The organism is Variovorax sp. V116, from assembly GCF_041154435.1.
In the GTDB taxonomy this organism is placed as follows: domain Bacteria; phylum Pseudomonadota; class Gammaproteobacteria; order Burkholderiales; family Burkholderiaceae_C; genus Variovorax; species Variovorax paradoxus.
Map to the genome: position 1 here is coordinate 700,868 of NZ_AP028662.1, position 16,999 is coordinate 717,866.

Annotated in this window: 15 protein-coding genes and 1 pseudogene; 10 read left to right on the forward strand and 6 right to left on the reverse strand. The window is 64.1% G+C overall.

Annotated elements, in window-relative coordinates; all coding sequences use genetic code 11:
- The first annotated feature begins 8 nt into the window (after positions 1-8).
- From ACAM58_RS29310 to ACAM58_RS29320, 3 genes are all read left to right on the forward strand, one after another.
- On the forward strand, positions 9-1,661 hold the full coding sequence (locus tag ACAM58_RS29310; protein ID WP_093082584.1) for an ABC transporter ATP-binding protein: 1,653 nt from the start codon (positions 9-11) through the stop codon (positions 1,659-1,661).
- Positions 1,658-2,875, forward strand: coding sequence for a M20 family metallopeptidase (locus tag ACAM58_RS29315; protein ID WP_369664528.1), 1,218 nt, complete (start codon positions 1,658-1,660; stop codon positions 2,873-2,875). Before ACAM58_RS29310 ends, ACAM58_RS29315 begins: the two co-directional genes overlap by 4 nt.
- A 220-nt stretch (positions 2,876-3,095) precedes the next feature.
- Positions 3,096-3,884: a GntR family transcriptional regulator gene (locus tag ACAM58_RS29320; protein ID WP_093082589.1), complete on the forward strand. Its 789-nt coding sequence runs from the start codon at positions 3,096-3,098 to the stop codon at positions 3,882-3,884.
- Positions 3,885-4,027: 143 nt separating this feature from the next.
- On the opposite strand, the gene ACAM58_RS29325 is transcribed toward ACAM58_RS29320, so the two are convergent.
- Positions 4,028-4,996 (reverse strand): helix-turn-helix domain-containing protein, encoded by a 969-nt coding sequence (locus ACAM58_RS29325; protein WP_369664529.1) that lies wholly within the window; start codon positions 4,994-4,996, stop codon positions 4,028-4,030.
- Between the two features lie 395 nt (positions 4,997-5,391).
- On the opposite strand from ACAM58_RS29325, the gene ACAM58_RS29330 reads away from it, so the two are divergent.
- From ACAM58_RS29330 to ACAM58_RS29355, 6 genes are all read left to right on the forward strand, one after another.
- A complete protein-coding gene (locus ACAM58_RS29330; RefSeq protein ID WP_369664530.1) occupies positions 5,392-6,168 on the forward strand; it encodes an alpha/beta fold hydrolase in 777 nt (258 codons plus the stop codon).
- A 109-nt stretch (positions 6,169-6,277) separates the two neighbouring features.
- Positions 6,278-6,868, forward strand: a complete 591-nt coding sequence (locus tag ACAM58_RS29335; protein ID WP_369664531.1) for a TetR/AcrR family transcriptional regulator — start codon at positions 6,278-6,280, stop codon at positions 6,866-6,868.
- Between the two features lie 482 nt (positions 6,869-7,350).
- On the forward strand, positions 7,351-8,205 hold the full coding sequence (locus ACAM58_RS29340; RefSeq protein WP_369664532.1) for a glutathione S-transferase family protein: 855 nt from the start codon (positions 7,351-7,353) through the stop codon (positions 8,203-8,205).
- Positions 8,202-8,786, forward strand: a complete 585-nt coding sequence (locus tag ACAM58_RS29345; RefSeq protein ID WP_369664533.1) for a 2-hydroxychromene-2-carboxylate isomerase — start codon at positions 8,202-8,204, stop codon at positions 8,784-8,786. The genes ACAM58_RS29340 and ACAM58_RS29345 overlap by 4 nt, the downstream gene beginning before the upstream one ends.
- The gene (locus ACAM58_RS29350) at positions 8,783-9,481 is read left to right on the forward strand and encodes an SDR family NAD(P)-dependent oxidoreductase (RefSeq protein WP_369664534.1); all 699 of its coding nucleotides are present in this window, start codon (positions 8,783-8,785) and stop codon (positions 9,479-9,481) included. Before ACAM58_RS29345 ends, ACAM58_RS29350 begins: the two co-directional genes overlap by 4 nt.
- 55 nt (positions 9,482-9,536) lie before the next feature.
- Positions 9,537-10,664, forward strand: coding sequence for a zinc-binding dehydrogenase (locus ACAM58_RS29355; protein ID WP_369664535.1), 1,128 nt, complete (start codon positions 9,537-9,539; stop codon positions 10,662-10,664).
- Between the two features lie 225 nt (positions 10,665-10,889).
- Here the strand turns inward: ACAM58_RS29355 and proC are convergent.
- The 5 genes and pseudogenes from proC to ACAM58_RS29380 form a co-directional block, all read right to left on the reverse strand.
- A pseudogene (proC, locus tag ACAM58_RS29360) lies at positions 10,890-11,732 on the reverse strand (pyrroline-5-carboxylate reductase).
- Between the two features lie 84 nt (positions 11,733-11,816).
- Positions 11,817-12,623, reverse strand: coding sequence for an enoyl-CoA hydratase/isomerase family protein (locus ACAM58_RS29365; protein ID WP_369664536.1), 807 nt, complete (start codon positions 12,621-12,623; stop codon positions 11,817-11,819).
- Between the two features lie 4 nt (positions 12,624-12,627).
- Positions 12,628-13,620, reverse strand: a complete 993-nt coding sequence (locus tag ACAM58_RS29370) for a Bug family tripartite tricarboxylate transporter substrate binding protein (protein WP_369664537.1) — start codon at positions 13,618-13,620, stop codon at positions 12,628-12,630.
- A gap of 2 nt (positions 13,621-13,622) precedes the next feature.
- Positions 13,623-15,167, reverse strand: coding sequence for an AMP-binding protein (locus ACAM58_RS29375; protein WP_369664538.1), 1,545 nt, complete (start codon positions 15,165-15,167; stop codon positions 13,623-13,625).
- Positions 15,164-15,949, reverse strand: coding sequence for an enoyl-CoA hydratase/isomerase family protein (locus tag ACAM58_RS29380; protein ID WP_093082616.1), 786 nt, complete (start codon positions 15,947-15,949; stop codon positions 15,164-15,166). The genes ACAM58_RS29375 and ACAM58_RS29380 overlap by 4 nt, the downstream gene beginning before the upstream one ends.
- Before the next feature lie 138 nt (positions 15,950-16,087).
- Between ACAM58_RS29380 and ACAM58_RS29385 the strand changes: the two genes are divergently transcribed.
- Positions 16,088-16,954 (forward strand): LysR family transcriptional regulator, encoded by an 867-nt coding sequence (locus tag ACAM58_RS29385; protein WP_369664539.1) that lies wholly within the window; start codon positions 16,088-16,090, stop codon positions 16,952-16,954.
- The last annotated feature ends 45 nt before the right edge of the window (positions 16,955-16,999 follow it).

The window sequence follows — 16,999 nt, forward strand, 5'->3', positions numbered from 1 at the left end:
GGCCTGTCATGGATCACGTCCTTGAAGTCAAAGGCTACTCGCTCGACTACGCGACGCCGAACGGTCGCTTCCATGCACTGACCAATCTCAACCTGACGATCGATCGCGGCGAAGTGCTCGGCCTGGTTGGCGAGTCCGGCTCCGGAAAGACCTCGCTCGCCTGGTCGATCATGCGCTACCTCGCGGGTAACGCCATCGAGACGAGCGGGAGCATCAAGCTGGTCGGCGAAGACCTGTTGAAGGTCGCTCCGAAGCAAATCGATTCCATTCGCGGGCGCCGCATCAGCATGGTGTTCCAGGATCCGAGTACCTCTCTGAATCCAACCCTGTCGCTCGGGGAGCAGCTGACGGAAGTGCTGGTCCGGCATCGCAACCTGACCCGCAAGCAGGCAGCCATGGAGGGCATTGCCATGCTCGACCGCGTCGGCCTCAAGGACCCAGCGGGGATGATGCGCCGTTACCCACACGAAGCGTCCGGTGGGGAAAAGCAGCGCGTCGTGATCGCCACAGCCTTCGCTTGCAGGCCGGAATGCATCATCTTCGACGAGCCGACCACCGCATTGGATGTCATCACTGGACGGCAGATCCTTGATCTTTTCGCCGAGCTCCAGGCCGAGACGCACGTGGCCTCGCTGTACATCTCGCACGACCTTGCACTGGTTTCCCAGGTGGCCGACCGGGTGGCAGTGATCCACAAGGGCGTCATCGTCGAACAAGGCGACGTGGAGCAGGTGTTCACCCATCCCGCCGATCCCTATACGAAGCGGCTGATCGGCGCCGTGCCCCGGCCCGATCACCGTCTCGTCGACGCCCCCGCGAAGACAAACGGCCAAGCGTTGGTCGAAGCCAAAACGCTGAGCGTGACCTACGGCGGCGTTTCGGCATTCGCCAGGTTGCTCGGCAAGCGCAAAGCCAGCATCGTCGGCAACCGTGCTATCAGCATTGCCATCAAGCCCGGTGAGATTCTCGGCGTGGTGGGTGAGTCCGGTTCTGGCAAGTCGACGCTGGCCAAGGCCCTGACCGGTCTCAATCCCTTCGAGGGCCAGCTCTTCTTTGCAGGCAAACAGATCGACGGCGCGAAGGACATGGGGAAGCACTACCGGCGGGATGTGCAGATGATCTTCCAGCACCCCGACGCCTCGCTCAATCCGCGCCAACGCGTCCGTGACATCCTGTCGCGCCCGTTGAAGCTGTACACCGACACGCCGTCAGGCCAATACACACAGATCATCGGCGACCTCCTGGAACAGGTACGCCTGCCGCGTGAGTACATGAACCGCTTCCCGCATCAGCTCTCGGGCGGTGAGAAGCAACGGGTCGCCATTGCCCGCGCATTTGCCTCCCGTCCCAAGCTGGTTATTTGCGACGAGATTACGTCGGCACTCGACGTTTCCGTTCAGGCGTCGGTTGTCGAGCTTCTCATCGAGTTGCAAAAGCAGTTCGGCACCGCCTACCTGTTCATCACGCATGACCTGAACCTCGTGCGCCAGATTGCCCATCGCATCGCCGTCATGTACCGGGGCGACCTGGTCGATCTCCTCGAAACCGCCGAGGTGGATTCTCCATCGCGGCATGCCTACACGCGCTCCTTGCTCGACGCTGTACCCACTCCGGTTGGCGACTACGCCAGCCTTGCTCTTGAATTGGAAGTTGCCCCATGAATGTTGATCAGTTGCTGGACCGCGTTGACGAGTCCGCTGCCCTCGAGTTTCTCTCCAAGATGGTGCAGCACAAGAGCTATCCCGAAACCGATGATGAGCGCGTGCTAGCGAGATACATGGTCGAGCAGATGCGTGCCATCGGCTTGGAGGCGGCGCTCACCCCTGTCAACGAGACCCGCGTGAACGCAATCGGAAGCTGGAAGGGCACCGGCGGCGGAAAGAGCCTGCTTTTCAACGGTCATCTCGACACGAACCCCGTCTCGGAGGGGTGGACGGTCGATCCATGGGCCGGCAAGGTGGACGACAAGTTCATCTATGGCATCGGTGTATCGAACATGAAGGCCGGCGATGCTGCGTACTTCTGCGCGGTGAAGACGCTGATCGATGCAGGCGTCAGGGTCAAGGGCGATGTCGTGCTCACCTTCGTGGTCGGCGAGCTCCAGGGCGGCGTCGGGACACTGGCGGCCATTCAGCAGGGCCTAAGTGCAGACTACTTCATCAACAGCGAGCCGACCGACCTGTCCGCGGTAACGATGCACGCAGCTTCGCTGTCGTACACGATCGAGTTGACGGGTGTGACTCGCCATCTGTCCAAGCGCGAGGAAGCAGTGGATGCCATTGCAGCAGCGTGCGTGCTGATCCCGCGAATCAATGCCATGACCTTCAGCAACGCAAAGAGCGAGGAGCATCGATCTATCAACCGCGGCCATGTCGGTATCGTCAATGGCGCACTGGGCAAGGACTTGCACGGATGGCGTCCGCCGCAGGTGTCGGACTTTGTTCGCTTGCGTGGCGTGTGTCGCTACGCACCGGGCCAAACCGAAGCCGATGCCTTGGGTGACCTGCGGCGATTGCTGGACACGCTCGAAAAAGAACACCCTGGCCTGAAAGCCACCGTCGTCGCCGAGAAGCACACGGGACGCCCGACCATGCCGCCCTTCGAGGTCGACAAGAACTCTCGCATCGTCAAGGTTATCAACGAAGCGTTCAGGAAAGTGCGCGGCATGGAGCAACCGACTGGCGCCATCAAGCCCGCTGGCTTCTTCGGGACTGACGCGGGTCATTTGTATGCGGCAGCCGGAATGGAAGGCGTGGTCTGCGGTCCCGGCGGCCGCTATAACACGATGCCTGACGAACGTGTCGACATCGCCGATTACCTGGACATGATCCGAATCTACATGATCGCAATCCTCGAGATCTGCGGAACCGAGTAATTCACGATTTCCGATCGATCCCGATGACTTCACCGGAAAAAAGCTCTCCAAGGCGGAATCGCGACCAAAAAATGGCAGTTCTGGATTGACCGCGGAAGCACCCAAACAGGCCCCACGCCCGAGTCGGCCCCCGAGGGGCTAGGCCATCGACCGGGCACAAACGTGCGACCTATTCCTGGCAAAATATAAACATTACAGTTGAGCCACCGGACGGGAACAGATGCTCGAAGTCGAAGAACGATCCGCGCAGGCGGCAGGCGACAACTCGCCTGTGCAGCGCATCACTGAACTGTCGAGTTCGCCGCTGCACGAAGTCGTCAAGCGCCAGATTTCCGAGGCCATCGACCTGGGGGCTTGGCCACCAGGTCATGTGTTGCCCAGCGAGATCTCGCTGGCCAACACCATGGGCGTCGCAGTCGGAACGGTGAGGCGCGCTCTGCTCGATCTCGCAGCAGAGGGTCTGTTGAGCCGTCGACGCAAGACGGGAACGGTCGTTACCGGGCGCACTGCACATCGAGGACTGAGGTACTTCTTCAAGTACTTCCGACTGCACAGACGAGACGGCTCGCTGGTCCATTCCGAAGCTCGGGTGCTTGCTGTAGTGCGTGAAAAGGCGAACTCCGTGGTGCAGGAAAAGCTTGGACTCGACGCCGGTGCGGACGTTATTCGACTCGAGCGTCTTCGCTTGGTGAACGCGCAACCGGTAATGCTCGACACTTTCATTCTGGCGGCTGAACGCGTGCCGGATTTTCCCCTTAAAAACGAAGACGTTCCTCAACTCGTCTATACCTTTCTTGTCGAGCGGTATGGGATCAAAATTTCGGCAGTGAGAGAAGAGCTCAGCGCCGAACTCGCCTCGGCTGACGATGCTCGGCTTCTTGGTATACAAACACCTGCTGCCATCATGATGATCGAGGAAGTTGCTTTCGATCAGTCCAACGTTCCCACTATCGTCGGCGTGCGGCGTGCGTTAACCAAGGACCACGTCTACATCAACGAAGTGCGTTAGGTACCATGCGCGACTTGCATCGTTGCACCTCTTCGCGCTTGGCGCCGGGCAGAGCGCTCTCTGTTGATCGCCGCCGAAAATTGACCCCCCTAGGGTCAGAGATCGGCGGAATCCAACAATCGCGAGGATCCTTGGCTGACATCTCAAGCGTACGCCCAACCACGCCTCAAGGTCTGTGATGGCGTCTCGCCAAATTGCCGTCGATACGCCCCGGCAAAGTCGCCGACATGGGCGAAGCCGTACTCGAGAGCGATGTCGGCCACGCGAATTCCGCCGCGACTCGGTTTTTGCAGCGCGCCCCGCACCGCTTCCATCCGCCTTTCCCGTAGCCAGGTCATCGGACCTGTGCCGTGGCAAGCCTGAAAGGCGGCGAACAGCGTGCGGCGAGACACGCCGCATTCGATGCAAAGGTCGTTCACCGAGACGTGGGCTCGCAGCCGCCGCAGCATGAACTCCTCGGCCTGCCTGACGATCCGCGGCGAGGCCATGCAGGTTGCACCTGCGTCGAGCGTGGACTGCTGGTTGTGGGCATGCTGGGTCAGCAGAAGCGATGCCAATGCGTCTGCCAGCGATGCTTGTGCGAATTGACGCGCCTTGCCGGCTGGCGCGAGCGCCGACGCCATACCGGCAAGGGCGACGATGCCGTGCCACGCCTGGGTCAGCTGCGGGCGCGCGGACAGGGAGGTTTCGAAGATTAAAGGTGCTATCAGCGGTCGGCCGGTCAGCCCCTGCCAAGCATCCGCAATCAATGAGCTATCAACGCGGATCAGCAGTTGGTCATATCCCTCATGCACTTCCATCGAGAAAGTGCGAACTGGACTGAAGACGCCTGGACTCTGTGCAACCAGTTGGTGCAATTCGTCGCCCTGGCGTACTTGCGCTGCTCCTCGAGTCGGCAGGCTGATCAGGTAGTAGCCCTGCAAGGCCTCTGAAACGGGTTGGAGCGAAACACGCGCGCCCCAGCGTGTGCGATTGAATGACACCGGCCCCATGGGAACGCAATCGAGCGTGCCATGGAACACGTCGTCACGCCGCAGCCGCTGAAGCCGGCATTCACCAAAGAAGGGCGCGGTTTGTTGGGGTGATTCATCAACATCATGGCTGTCCGCCACACGGAGGCCGCGTAGGCTTGTGCCCCCGTGATCGAACTCGATGGGAGGGAAGGGTGTTATGGAGTTCACTGGAAACGACGATGATCCGGCAGTAGTCGACTCACAAGAGGGAAAATCCCGGGTCGACGATTTGCACGCAAACCGCCGAATTGCACTGAGGCAGTAGGGCCAATGCCGCACACCACCGATGCTCCGGAACCAAATCCCACGGAGACATCGCGATGCTTCCTTCTCGACGCGCCATCATCTCTTCAGCCCTTGCGGTCTCGGGCGCGGCCCTGGCCGGGTGCGGGGGAACGCAGGCAGCACCGACGCCAGCACTCTTGCCCAAAAGCCCATACCTGCTGGTTCACGGGGCTTGGCATGGCACCTGGTGCTGGGGCAAGATCAGCCCAATGCTGGCCGCCGCCGGCCACCTCGTGCTGGCGATCGACTTGCCGGGGCATGGCCTGAATGCGGCATTCCCGGCGGCGTTCGACGTTCAGCCCCGAACGGCAGCCCTGGCGACCGAACTCTCACCGATCGCGGGTATCACGTTGGCCGACTATGCTCGGGCCGTGGCTGATGCCGTCGAATCCCTGCTCGCCGCCGGCTTCCCGGCGCCGATCGTCGTGGGCCACAGCATGGGAGGCGGTGCAATCCATGCTGCCGCTGAACTGCTGGGCCCCGGCAAGATTGCGCGCCTGGTCTACCTCGCGGCATTCATGCCCAAGGACGGCCAGCCGATGGTGGCATTCCCCCCTGATGAACAGGCACCCCCATCGCTTTTGACACCGCTGCTGCGCAGCGATCCTGGAGTTACTGGCGCCCTGCGACTCGACCCGGCATCCACGGACGCGAACTATCGCGCGGGGCTTATCAACCTGTTCTACGGGAAAGTGGACGCCGTAACCGCACGCGCTGCTCTCAATCTGCTATCGCCAGATATTCCAATCGGTGCAATGGTCACACCAATCGTGACATCGGTGCAGCGCTGGGGAGCCATCCCACGTACTTATATCCGGACCAGCGCAGACAACACCATTCCGCCGGCGGCCCAGGGCCTGATGGTGGCGCAGGCAGACACCGCGACACCTGCCAACAAGACGCAGGTGCTGCAACTGGACTCGGATCACAGCCCATTCCTATCCATGCCGCAGCAGTTGGTTCGAGCGCTGCTCTCGCTGGCTTGAAGCGGAGGCGCAAGCGATGCGCCAGGGCCGAATGCATCTCCGATCATCAATGCCTACAATGGGATGTCGACCGTCATCCAGACGGTCGGATTGCATAGGGGCATTTGCCTTGGGACATTCGCAGGCCGAGAAGGCGCAAAGTCGAGAGCGGATCCTGAAAGAGGCCGCCGACCAGATTCGAGACGGCGGACTCGAGTCGGTGAGTGTGGGCAAGCTCATGAAGAGCGTGAATCTCACGCATGGCGGTTTCTACGGCCATTTTGCATCTCGTGCGGACTTGCTCGCCCAGGCCCTCAGGCGAGCCCTAGTTGATGGTGTACGTCGGTCGGCGGCGAGGGAGAAATCAGTGCGCACTACCGGCTTCGCCGGCTTCGTTAGCGACTATCTGAGCTCCAGCCATCGGGACTCGCGCAGCACTGGGTGCGCGGTCTCAGCATTGATCTCCGATGTCGGACGCGCCGACGCCCAGTCCAAGTCGATCATGGCTGGCTCCATCGAAGACTATATTGCCGCCGCTCGGCGGCACCTTGGCGACGACGACGATTCCAGAGCGATGTTGGCCGTCAGCGCCATGGTGGGTGCTCTGGCCCTGTCGCGGGCAATGACAGACTCCGCCCGTTCGGACGACCTGCTCCGCAGCGTACGCGAGCAGCTGATAGCGCTCAACGAGCCCAATGAGCGGGCGCTCTCAGGCAACTAGGACGAAACCTGAGTTGCAGCCTTGGCCTTTCGCCGTGCCGCGTTCCCTTGGCGCGCTCAGCAACTGCGGAACATGTCATGTCCTCGCGCCCTACGGCGAGCGCTGGTGGGCTCTCGCCGCAGGTGACGCAATTCAAACTGCGTGAGTGCTGAGTGCTGAGTGCTGAGTGCTGAGTGCGAGGTGCTGAGTGCGCGGTGCTGACCGGCACGCCTGTCCAGCTTACATAGCGCTTCCCTGTACGGTCGACGCTCCAGCAACGCGCCCAGCTGGGACCGTGCGTTCGCATCCTGCTGGATGAATCCCGTCTCCGGGTAAACCAGTGCAGTTGAAACATCTTCTGGTGAACCAATGCGACAGTCAGGATGATGGTTGTCATGCAGAATGGGGCATGAAACAGTGGACGGTGTCGGCAGTCGCCGACCCCAGCCCGCTGGACGAACAACTGTGCCGCCTGCTTGACGGCGCACCATGGAGTCAGCGCAATGGCCGAGGTGCGGATCTTTTCCTACTTGCCCAATCCTCGCGTGTGGAAGGCAGTCATCGCCGCGCGCATCGGCGGCGTCGAGTTGGAGGTGCGGGGCGCTGCGGGCAGCGACCTCGTGGACTGGCTCTGGGATTTCGACGCCCGTCCGTTGAGCGAGGTGTCCGCCGAAGAACGCGCTGCCGCTGAGCGTATGGGCCGCATCGGGTTCAAGGGCCGCAAGCTCTACAAGACCGACGCCTTTCTTATTGCGCAGCCGTTCGGAACGGTCCCCACGGCTTTCAGCGGAGACGGGCAGGTCGGCATCTTTGAATCCAACAGCATCATGCGTGCGGTCGCACGCCAGGCGGAACGGAGCGGGCTATACGGCCACGATCCGTTCGAGGCTTCGCGGATCGACAGCTTTCTGGATGTCAGCCTGGTGTTCGGTCGCGACGCGCAGATTTACCTCCTCGCCCTGCAAGGTTCCGAACTCGCAGCGGACGTCCACGCTCGCGCCGACGAGGCGTTCACGACCTACATGGCCGGAATCGACGGGGCCTTGGAGCCGGCCCGCCATACGCTTGTCGGCGAGGGGGTGAGTTTGGCCGACATCTGCTTCGCCTGTGAACTCGCCCTTTTCCACAATGAACTGGGCCGTAGCGAAGCGCTGATTGCGCTCGGCAAGGCGCCGTTCCTGAACAACGCCCGTGAGCGGTTCCCACGGGCCATGGCGCACTTCGACCGCCTTGCGAACGATCCGGCCTTCGCGCCGGAGTTCGGCCCCTATCTCGCAAAGTTCACAACCGACCGCGGAGTCGGCCGCGAACGATCAACAACATCCACAACAACGGACTCTCAAAGGAACCCTCAATGAAAACGATCGACTTCTACTTCGACTATCGCAGCCCCTACAGCTTCCTGGCACTGTCTCAGGTCCGGAAGATGGATGTCGAGATCGCCTTCCGTCCATTCGAGATCGGGGCGCTGATGAAAGCGGTGGGGAACGTGCCGACGAGCATCACCTGCGCAGCCAAGGGCCGCTACGTGATGACCGACATGGGGCGATGGGCGGCCCACTATGGGGTTCCGCTCAACCGGCATCCCCAGGGATCGGAGATCGACGCCAGCCGCCTGTTGCGCGCCACGCTCGTGGCCGGGCAGATGGGTGCCATGCCCGCAGCCGTGGACGCGATCTTCAACGCGTTTTGGGCGACTCCGGCGCCGCTGGCGACAGCGGCCGAGGTCGCAGCCCTGCTGGGTGCCGCGGGATTCGACGCTGAGGCGCTTGAAACGCAGATGGACTTGCCGGCCGCGCAGGCCCTCTTGGACGAGGCAACCGCCGGGGCGGCATCGCGTGGCGTGTTTGGCGCGCCGACCCTGTTCGTCGGAGACGACATGTTCTTCGGCAATGACCGCCTGCACTTCGTGCAAGCTCGCCTGGAGCAGGCCGCATGAAGCCGCTTGTCATCATCACCGGCGTAGGCCCAGGCACCGGCTCGGCAATGGCCCGGCGGTTCCACGATGGCGGCTACCAAGTGGCCATGCTCGCGCGCACGGCCGAGCGCTTGACCGATCTCGAGCGCGAACTTCCAAACGCCTTTGCGGTCCCCTGCGATGTGGCCGACCCTGCGGCACTAACGGCCGCCCTCGATGCCATCGAGCAGCGTGCCGGCGTCCCCAAGGTGGTGATCCACAACGCCGTGGGTGGGGCCTTCGGCAACTTCCTCGACATCGACCCTCAAGTCCTTCAGCAGAATTTCCAGATCAACGTCATGGCCCTGCTGCACCTGGCCCGGTGGGCGGCGCCGCGGATGGAGGCAGCAGGGGGCGGCGCCTTGCTGGTCACAGGCAACACCTCGGCCGTCCGTGGCAAGGCCGCTTTTGCCGGCTTTGCGCCGAGCAAGGCTGCGCAGCGCATCCTGGCCGAGTCCATCGCTCGCGAGATGGGGCCCAGGGGCGTGCACGTGTCCTTCATGATGATCGATGCGGTCATCGACGTGCCTTGGGCCCGCGCGCGAATGGCCGACAAGCCGGATGACTTTTTCATCAAGCCATCCGACATCGCCGAAGAGGTCTGGCACGTCACCCACCAGCCGCGTTCGGCCTGGTCGTTCCTGACCGAAGTGCGGCCGTTCCGCGAGTCCTGGTGATCGGAGGCGTTCAGCTTCCATGAACCCGCTTTCGTCCAACTCACGAGACACCCCCATGCCACTGCAACTCCGCTCCATCGTCCGTACGGGCGGCGAGCTTGAACTCTCGCTCGCCGAGATGCCGATGCCCGAACCGAAAGCCGACGAGGTGCTCGTGCGCATCGACGCGGCCCCGATGAATCCGTCGGACCTGATGGTGCTATTCGGCATGGCCGACATGTCGACCGCGAACGCCGCCGGCACGGCCGACCGGCCGATCGTCACCGCCACCGTGCCGCCGCGCATGCTGCCGGCCGTGGCGGCCCGCCTGGACGAGTCGGTGCCGGTCGGCTACGAAGGCGCCGGCGTCGTGGTCGGCGCCGGGCGTTCACCGGCCGCGCAGGCCTTGCTCGGCAAGACTGTGGGCGTGATCGGCGGCGCGATGTATTCGCAGTACTGCGCGGTCAACGTCGCGCAGTGCCTGCCGCTGCCCGAGGGCACGACAGCCGCCGAGGGTGCCTCGTGGTTCGTCAATCCGGTCACCTCCCTCGGCATGATCGAGACGATGAAGCGGGAAGGCCACACCGCGCTGGTCCACACCGCGGCGGCGTCGAACCTGGGGCAGATGCTCAACAAGGTCTGCCTGAAAGACGGCATCGACCTCGTCAACATCGTGCGCAAGCCCGAGCACGAGACGCTGCTGCGCGAACTCGGCGCGAAGCATGTCTGCAACAGCACGTCGCCGACGTTCATGGCCGACCTGACGAATGCGCTGACCGAGACGGGAGCGACGTTGGCCTTCGACGCCATCGGCGGCGGCAAGCTGGCCGGCCAGATCCTCATGGCGATGGAAACCGCCGCGAACCGCGGCGCGAAGGAATACAACCGCTACGGCTCGACCGTGCACAAGCAGGTCTACATCTACGGCAGCCTGGATCGGGGGGCGACGGAATTCACCCGCGGCTTCGGCATGACGTGGGGCATGGGCGGCTGGTTGCTGTTCCCGTTCCTGCAGAAGGTCGGTGCGGACACGGTCGAGCGGCTGAAGCAACGCGTGGCATCCGAACTCAAGACAACCTTTGCAAGCCACTACACGCGCGAGGTGTCGATGGCTGAAGCGCTGCAGCTCGACGCCATCGCGGTTTACGGCAAGGCGGCAACAGGCGAGAAATACCTGGTCAACCCGAACAAGGATCTGGGCTGACCAAGACTGCAACCATCTGGTGCCAGCAGCCGGGGGCTTGGAGCGTGATTCCGAGCCACCGCAGGAACTGCAGGAACTGCAGGAACTGCAGGCTGTCCATGGCAGGGGGAAGAAGGGCAAAGAAGAGGCCGCAAGCGCGGGTCAACAACAGCCCCGAGCATGAATGGCGGCGAGCGGCGAGCGGCGAGGCAGCCGCTAAGTGATGCGGACGAGCGTGATAGGTTCTCAGCCGCCGAACTCGTCACCCAGTTCGGTGGCGCGCTGTTCCGCCGCTCGCATCGCCGCAATGAAATGAGCCGCCACACCGCTGGCGTGCATGCTTTCCAACGCCGCATGGGTGGTGCCGCCTTTGCTGGTGACGCGCTCGCGCAGCACGCCCGGCGGCTCGTTGGCATGCGCGGCAAGGTGCGATGCGCCGACGAAAGTCGCGACAGCCAACTGGTACGCCTGATCGGAAGCCAGGCCCATGTCCGCACCTGCTTGCGCCATGGCTTCCAGAAAGTAGAAGACATACGCCGGACCGGAGCCGGACAGTGCAGTGACCGCGTCCAGTTGCGCTTCACGCTGCACCCACAAGAACTGGCCAGTGGCGCCGATGACCTGCTCGACGAGCAGCTTCTGCGCATCGCTCACGCCAGCACGGGCAAAGAGCCCGGTCATGCCCGACCCGACCAAGGCAGGTGTGTTCGGCATCGCTCGCACGATGTGCTCCGTGCCCAGCCACTGCGCCATGCTGCCGGTTCGGATGCCTGCGGCCACGCTCAGGTGCAGGGCATGGGGGGTGAACGGCGCAACGGCAGCCGCGGCGTCATGGAACGCTTGCGGCTTGATGGCCCAGACCACCATGGCAACGCCGGCCAGCGCGCGGCTGGCCGATGCCAGCAGCCATACGTCGAACTACTCGCGCAATCGCTGGCGAGCTGCTTCGAAGGGCTCGACCACCGTGATCCGGTCGACCGGTATGCCCTGGCGGACCAATCCGCCGACGATGGCGCTGCTCATGTTGCCGCCGCCGATGAAGGCGATGGAAGGGAAAGCGCCTGGGCTGGGTTGTGAAGAGGGGGTCATCATGGGATGCAGGCTTCGTGACGGGTGGCTGGCGCTGCCCCAAGGCTTTCGACTCCGGGACTCGACCCAGCGCGCAGACAGCTTTTATCGTCCTCTGAAGACCGGTGCCCGCTTCTGCGCGAAGGCTTGCGCCGCCTCGCGGAAATCTTCACTGCGGTCGGCGCGCAGGACCATGGCGTCGAGGCGCTCGCGCTCCTGATCGACCCGGCCGGCCAGCACGGCATTGAGCTGCGCCTTGGAGCCCGCGATGGACAGCGGCGCGGCCCGGGCCATGCCCGCACCGAAGGTGAAAGCGGCCTGCGTTACGTCGCCTTCGGCGAGCGCGTCGAGGTAGCCGACACGGTGCGATTCGGCGGCGTCGTACAGCGCGGCCTCGTACACCCAGCGCCGCGCATTCGACGCGCCGATCAGCCACGACAGTCGCTGCAGCTGGATGGTGGGATACACCAGGCCGAGCTTGGCCACGGGCACGCCCACGCGCGCCGTGGCGTCGCCCACGCGGAAGTCGCAGCACATAGCCAGGCTGCAGCCTCCGCCCACGCACACGCCGGAGATCGCTGCGATGACCGGCTTGGGCGCCGACTGCACCGCGGCGTAGCACGCCTGAATGCGCGCGCGCCAGACGTCTTTCTCGGCCTCGTCAATGACGGCCGAGAAGGCCACCACATCGTCGCCCGCGCAGAAGTGCCCGCCCGCGCCGGTGAGCACGATGAGCTTGACCGCCGGATCGGCTCCCAACGTCTCGAAGGCGTCTTTCAGGTCGGTCCAGGCCGCGAAGTCGCAGGCGTTGCGTCGCAGCGGCCGGGAGATGGTGACGAGGGCGTGGCCCTCGCCGCGATGTTCGACATGGATGTCGGAGGAAGAAGAAAAGGAAGAGGAAAGGGAAGGCATGCTGTCAATCGACCTTGATGGAACTGTCCTTGATCGCCTTGCCCCACTTGGTCAGCTCCTGGCCGAGGCGCTGCGTGGCTTCTTCGGGCGTGGAGCCGGCGCGCTCGATGCCCAGAACCTGAAAGCGCGCCTGCACGTCAGGCATTTGCAGGATCTTGGCGATTTCCTGGTTCAGGCGCTGAACGACGGGCCGGGGTGTGGCTGCCGGGGCAAGGATGGCGTAGGTGGAACCGGCCTCGAAACCGGGGTAGCCGGCTTCGCGCGCCGTGGGCACGTCGCGCAGCGCGCCGATGCGCTCGGGCGTCGTCACGGCCAGGGCGCGCAGCTTGCCGCTCTTCAGGTTGGCCACGGCCGTGGGCACGGTGGCGAACATCAGGCTCAGTTGGCCAGCCATCAGGTCGGTGATGGCGAGCGCCGCGCCGCGGTAGGGAATATGGACCATGCTCACGCCCGCCTGTTGCTTGAACATCTCGCCCGCCACGTGCTCGATGGAGCCGTTGCCCGCCGAGCCGTAGTCCAGTCCGCCGGGTTTGGCCTTGGCCGCTTTCACCAGGTCGGCCACCGAACGGGCGGGCAGCGCATCGTTGACCACGAGCACCAGTGGCAGGTAGCCTACGACCGAGACGCCTGCGAAGTCCTTGTCGAGCTGGTAGCCCGCCGTGGCGGGGTAGAGCAGCGAGTTCATCGCATAGGTGGTGACGGGCGCCATCAGCAGCGTGTGGCCGTCCGGCTGGGCCTTGGCGACGAACTGTGCGCCGATGTTGCCCGAGGCTCCCGCCTTGTTGTCCACCACCACGGGCTTGCCCAGCGCCTCGCCGAGCTTCTGCGACAGCAGGCGCGCCACGGCGTCCACCGCGCCACCGGCCGAGTAGCCCACGACCATCGTCACCTGGCGGGCCGGGTAGTCCTGCGCGGATGCCGACACGCCGGTCAGGGCCACTGCGCAGGCGGCCACGCAGGGCTTGATGTACTTCTTCATCATCATCAGGGTTGTCATGGTCAGCTCCTGGGTTGCTCGGCGTCCCATGCGCCTGAGAGATTGCGGGGCAGCTCGTTCTTGCGGATGCGCTGCGTCGGGGTCTTGGGGAACTCTTCGATGAAAGCGATGAAGCGGGGCACCTGAAAAGCCGGCATGCGCGGCTTGCACCAGTCCACCAGCGTTTGCGGCGCAAGGTGCGCGCCCTCGGCCAGCCGCACGAAGACCTTGAGCTCTTCATCGCCCAACTCGCTTGGCACGCCGACCACCGCGCACTCGGCGATGGCGGCGTGCTCGCCAATCACACGCTCGACTTCCCAGGCCGAGATGTTGATGCCGCGTCGGCGCACCGTGTCCTTCTTGCGGCCGGCGAAGTAGTAGTAGCCGTCACTGTCGCGCCGTGCCAGGTCGCCACTGCAGAACCACTCGCCACGCTGCGCGGCCTGCGTGGCCTGCTCGTTGCGGAAGTAGCCGAGGAACTGAAGCCCCGGTACGCGCGAGCGCACGCAGATTTCGCCGGGCTGGCCGACGGGGACCTCGTTGCCGGCTTCATCGGTGAGCTGGAGCTCGAAGTACGACAGCGGCTGGCCAATCGAAAACTTCGGTCCCTGCGGGTTCACCGTCACGAAGGTGATCATTTCCGACAGGCCATAGCCCTCGCGAATCTCCACGCCGAAGCGCTCGGCGAACACGTCCCAGACTTCGGGCGGGCAACCGCCACCCCAGGCGATCTGCACCTGGTGATTGCGGTCGTCGTCCCTGGGCGGCTGTTTGAGCAGCATGGGCAGTACGCCGCCCAGGTAGTGAACGTGCGTGACGCCGTACAGGCGGCACTGGTCCCAGAACCGCGAGGCGCTGAACTTCTCGACCATCGCCAGCGTCAGCTTCTGCAGGATGGCGGCAATGCACACCGCCACGCCCGCGCCGTGGTGCAGCGACTCCCACAGCAGGAACACGTCGCCCGGCTGCGCGCCAGTGAGGCGCAGCGTGCCCATGGGGCCCGCGCGCAGCGTGCGGTCGGACTTGTTCACGCCCTTGGGAGCGCCGGTGGTGCCCGAACTGGGGGTGAGGGCGATGATGTCGTCCGGCCCCGGCTCCACCGAGGGCGGCGAGCTGTCGGCGTGCGTCAGCAGGGCGGCGAGATCGTCGGCCGCGCCGCCGCGCCACAGCGTCATCTCGACCGCGTCCGCGGGCAGTGCCTCGGCCAGCACTTCGGCGTGCGCGGCGTCGGCGATCAGCGCGCGCGGCGCGAAGGCTTCGAACGGATAGGCAAGCGACGCGCCCTTGAAGCCGGTGTTGACCGGCACCCGGACCAGCCCGACCTTGGCGAGCGCCAGAATCGCCACCAGATGGTCCGGATGGCTGGGCAGCATCAGCGCCACCCGGTCGCCGGGCACCAGGCCCCGGGCCAGCAGGGCGTTGGCCACGCGGTTGACCTGGGCGTCTATCTCGCCGAACGTGTAGTCGCGTTCCTGGAACTTCAGCAACACGTGGCCCGGATCTTCCAGGGCCCTGCGGTCCATGATGCGGCGCAGCGTCTCGTCGCCCACGGGCGGCATCTCGATCATCGCTGGGCTCCTTCCAGCGCGTGGCCGCGCGCAGCCATGAAGGCTTCCATCTTGCGCGCCGGTTCGCCGGATGCGTAGGACTCACGGTGCGCGCGAATCGCTGCGTTGATGGTCTCGCGGAAGCCCGCCTCGGTCATGTCTGCGAACCACGCGCGGTCGAGGCGCATGGCCAACGGCGCCTTGGCTGCAAGTTGCCCGGCAATCTCCAGCGCCTTCGCCAGCACCTGTTCGCGTGGTACGAGGTGATGGATCAAGCCGATCTCGCGACACTCCTGCGCGGGCATCATGCGGCCGCTCAGTGTGAGTTCGATGGTGCGTGACATGCCGAGGATCTCTTTCATGATCCACGGCCCCGTGATGCTGGCAATGCCCGAGTTGATCTCGGGCTGGCCCATCGTGACCTGATCGTGGCCCACGCGTATGTCGCACAGCAGCGCCACCTGGAAAGCCGACCCCGCGGCCACGCCATTGAGCGCGGCCACGATGGGCTTGGTCAGGCGCCGCAGCGTGCCGTAGAAGGTCTCCCACTCGCGGATCCATGCCTCCGCCCGGTCGGCATCGAAGTCGTGCGCCTCGGCGAAGTCCTGGCCCGCAGAGAAGGCGCGCTCGCCGGCGCCGGTCAACACCACGGCACCGATGGCTGCGTCGGTGTCGAACGCACGAAGCGCGGCCACGATGGCGTCGCGCATGGGTTGGTCCCAGGCATTGAGCTTGGACGGTTTGTTGAGCGTGATCAGCCCCACGGGGCCACGGTGCTCGATAAGGATGTCTGAAGATGTCATTGGATGGCTCGTCTGGATCGAAAGGTAGTTGCGCTTCATCGAAGAATAGGAGCCGCCCGACATATCGGCAAATGAGAGTTTCTGGCATGTGGATATCCATTTAGATATGCTCGCCCTCACAAGCAAGGAGCAACGGACATGCGCTGGAAACTGATCGAAACCTTCCGGGCGGTGATGCTGACGCGGTCAATGACGCTGGCTGCGCATGAACTGCACACCTCGCAATCCAATGTGAGCCGGGCCATCGCACAACTGGAAGCAGCGGTTGGTTTTCGGCTGTTCGTGCGGCTCAGCGGTCGTCTGGCGCCCACGCCCGAGGCCGAGGCGTTTTTCCAGTCGGTGCAACGCTGGTTCCTCGGCATGGAGGCACTGACCGACAGCGCCAAGCAGATTCGCGAAGTCGGGGCCGGCACGCTGCGCATCGGTGCTGTTGCTTCGCTGGCGATGACCGTCATGCCAGAGGTCATGCGCGCCTTTCGCCGCCGGTACCCGGACACGCCCGTCTCGATTCACACCGGCGACTCGCCTACCGTGGCGAAGTGGACGGCAAACCGCTACGTCGACCTCGGTTTGGTGACCAATTTGGACGATACGCCAGGCCTGCAGTCCACGCTGTGGGCAGAGGAAAACGGCGTGTGCATCGTTCCGTCAGGTCACCGGCTGGCGCGCAAGCGCGTGGTCTTGAGTTCGGATCTTGACGACGAGTCGTTCATCTCGCTCACCAGGGGTGACGGCACGCGCGTTCCGATCGACGCTGCGTTCAACCCAGATAGAAGACGTCAGACGATCGATGCCCCCTATTCAGCGGTCATCTGTCGCATGGTGAGCTTCGGACTGGGCGTGAGCGTGGTCAATCCACTGGTGGTGCGGCACCTGGACCTGGCTGGCGTCAAGGTTCTGCCTTTCAAGCCAGAAGTGAAATTTGCTCGCTACATCATCTCGGCGCAGCAGCAGGCGCAGTCCGCGTTGATGAGCGAATTCGTGGCGTGCTTGGACGGGATATAAGGCAACAATCGGGCCAGAAGGAGTCGCTGGAGTAGGCTCATGCTC

What these genes read in the sequence shown, in the direction of transcription:
- ACAM58_RS29320 (WP_093082589.1), top strand. Translation starts at nt 3,096, where the DNA reads ATGCTCGAAGTCGAAGAACGATCCGCGCAGGCGGCAGGCGACAACTCG.
- ACAM58_RS29315 (WP_369664528.1), top strand. Translation starts at nt 1,658, where the DNA reads ATGAATGTTGATCAGTTGCTGGACCGCGTTGACGAGTCCGCTGCCCTC.
- ACAM58_RS29350 (WP_369664534.1), top strand. Translation starts at nt 8,783, where the DNA reads ATGAAGCCGCTTGTCATCATCACCGGCGTAGGCCCAGGCACCGGCTCG.
- ACAM58_RS29330 (WP_369664530.1), top strand. Translation starts at nt 5,392, where the DNA reads ATGCTGGCCGCCGCCGGCCACCTCGTGCTGGCGATCGACTTGCCGGGG.
- ACAM58_RS29310 (WP_093082584.1), top strand. Translation starts at nt 9, where the DNA reads ATGGATCACGTCCTTGAAGTCAAAGGCTACTCGCTCGACTACGCGACG.
- ACAM58_RS29370 (WP_369664537.1), bottom strand. Translation starts at nt 13,620, where the DNA reads ATGACAACCCTGATGATGATGAAGAAGTACATCAAGCCCTGCGTGGCC.
- ACAM58_RS29345 (WP_369664533.1), top strand. Translation starts at nt 8,202, where the DNA reads ATGAAAACGATCGACTTCTACTTCGACTATCGCAGCCCCTACAGCTTC.
- ACAM58_RS29375 (WP_369664538.1), bottom strand. Translation starts at nt 15,167, where the DNA reads ATGATCGAGATGCCGCCCGTGGGCGACGAGACGCTGCGCCGCATCATG.
- ACAM58_RS29340 (WP_369664532.1), top strand. Translation starts at nt 7,351, where the DNA reads ATGGCCGAGGTGCGGATCTTTTCCTACTTGCCCAATCCTCGCGTGTGG.
- ACAM58_RS29365 (WP_369664536.1), bottom strand. Translation starts at nt 12,623, where the DNA reads ATGCCTTCCCTTTCCTCTTCCTTTTCTTCTTCCTCCGACATCCATGTC.
- ACAM58_RS29385 (WP_369664539.1), top strand. Translation starts at nt 16,088, where the DNA reads ATGCGCTGGAAACTGATCGAAACCTTCCGGGCGGTGATGCTGACGCGG.
- ACAM58_RS29355 (WP_369664535.1), top strand. Translation starts at nt 9,537, where the DNA reads ATGCCACTGCAACTCCGCTCCATCGTCCGTACGGGCGGCGAGCTTGAA.
- ACAM58_RS29380 (WP_093082616.1), bottom strand. Translation starts at nt 15,949, where the DNA reads ATGACATCTTCAGACATCCTTATCGAGCACCGTGGCCCCGTGGGGCTG.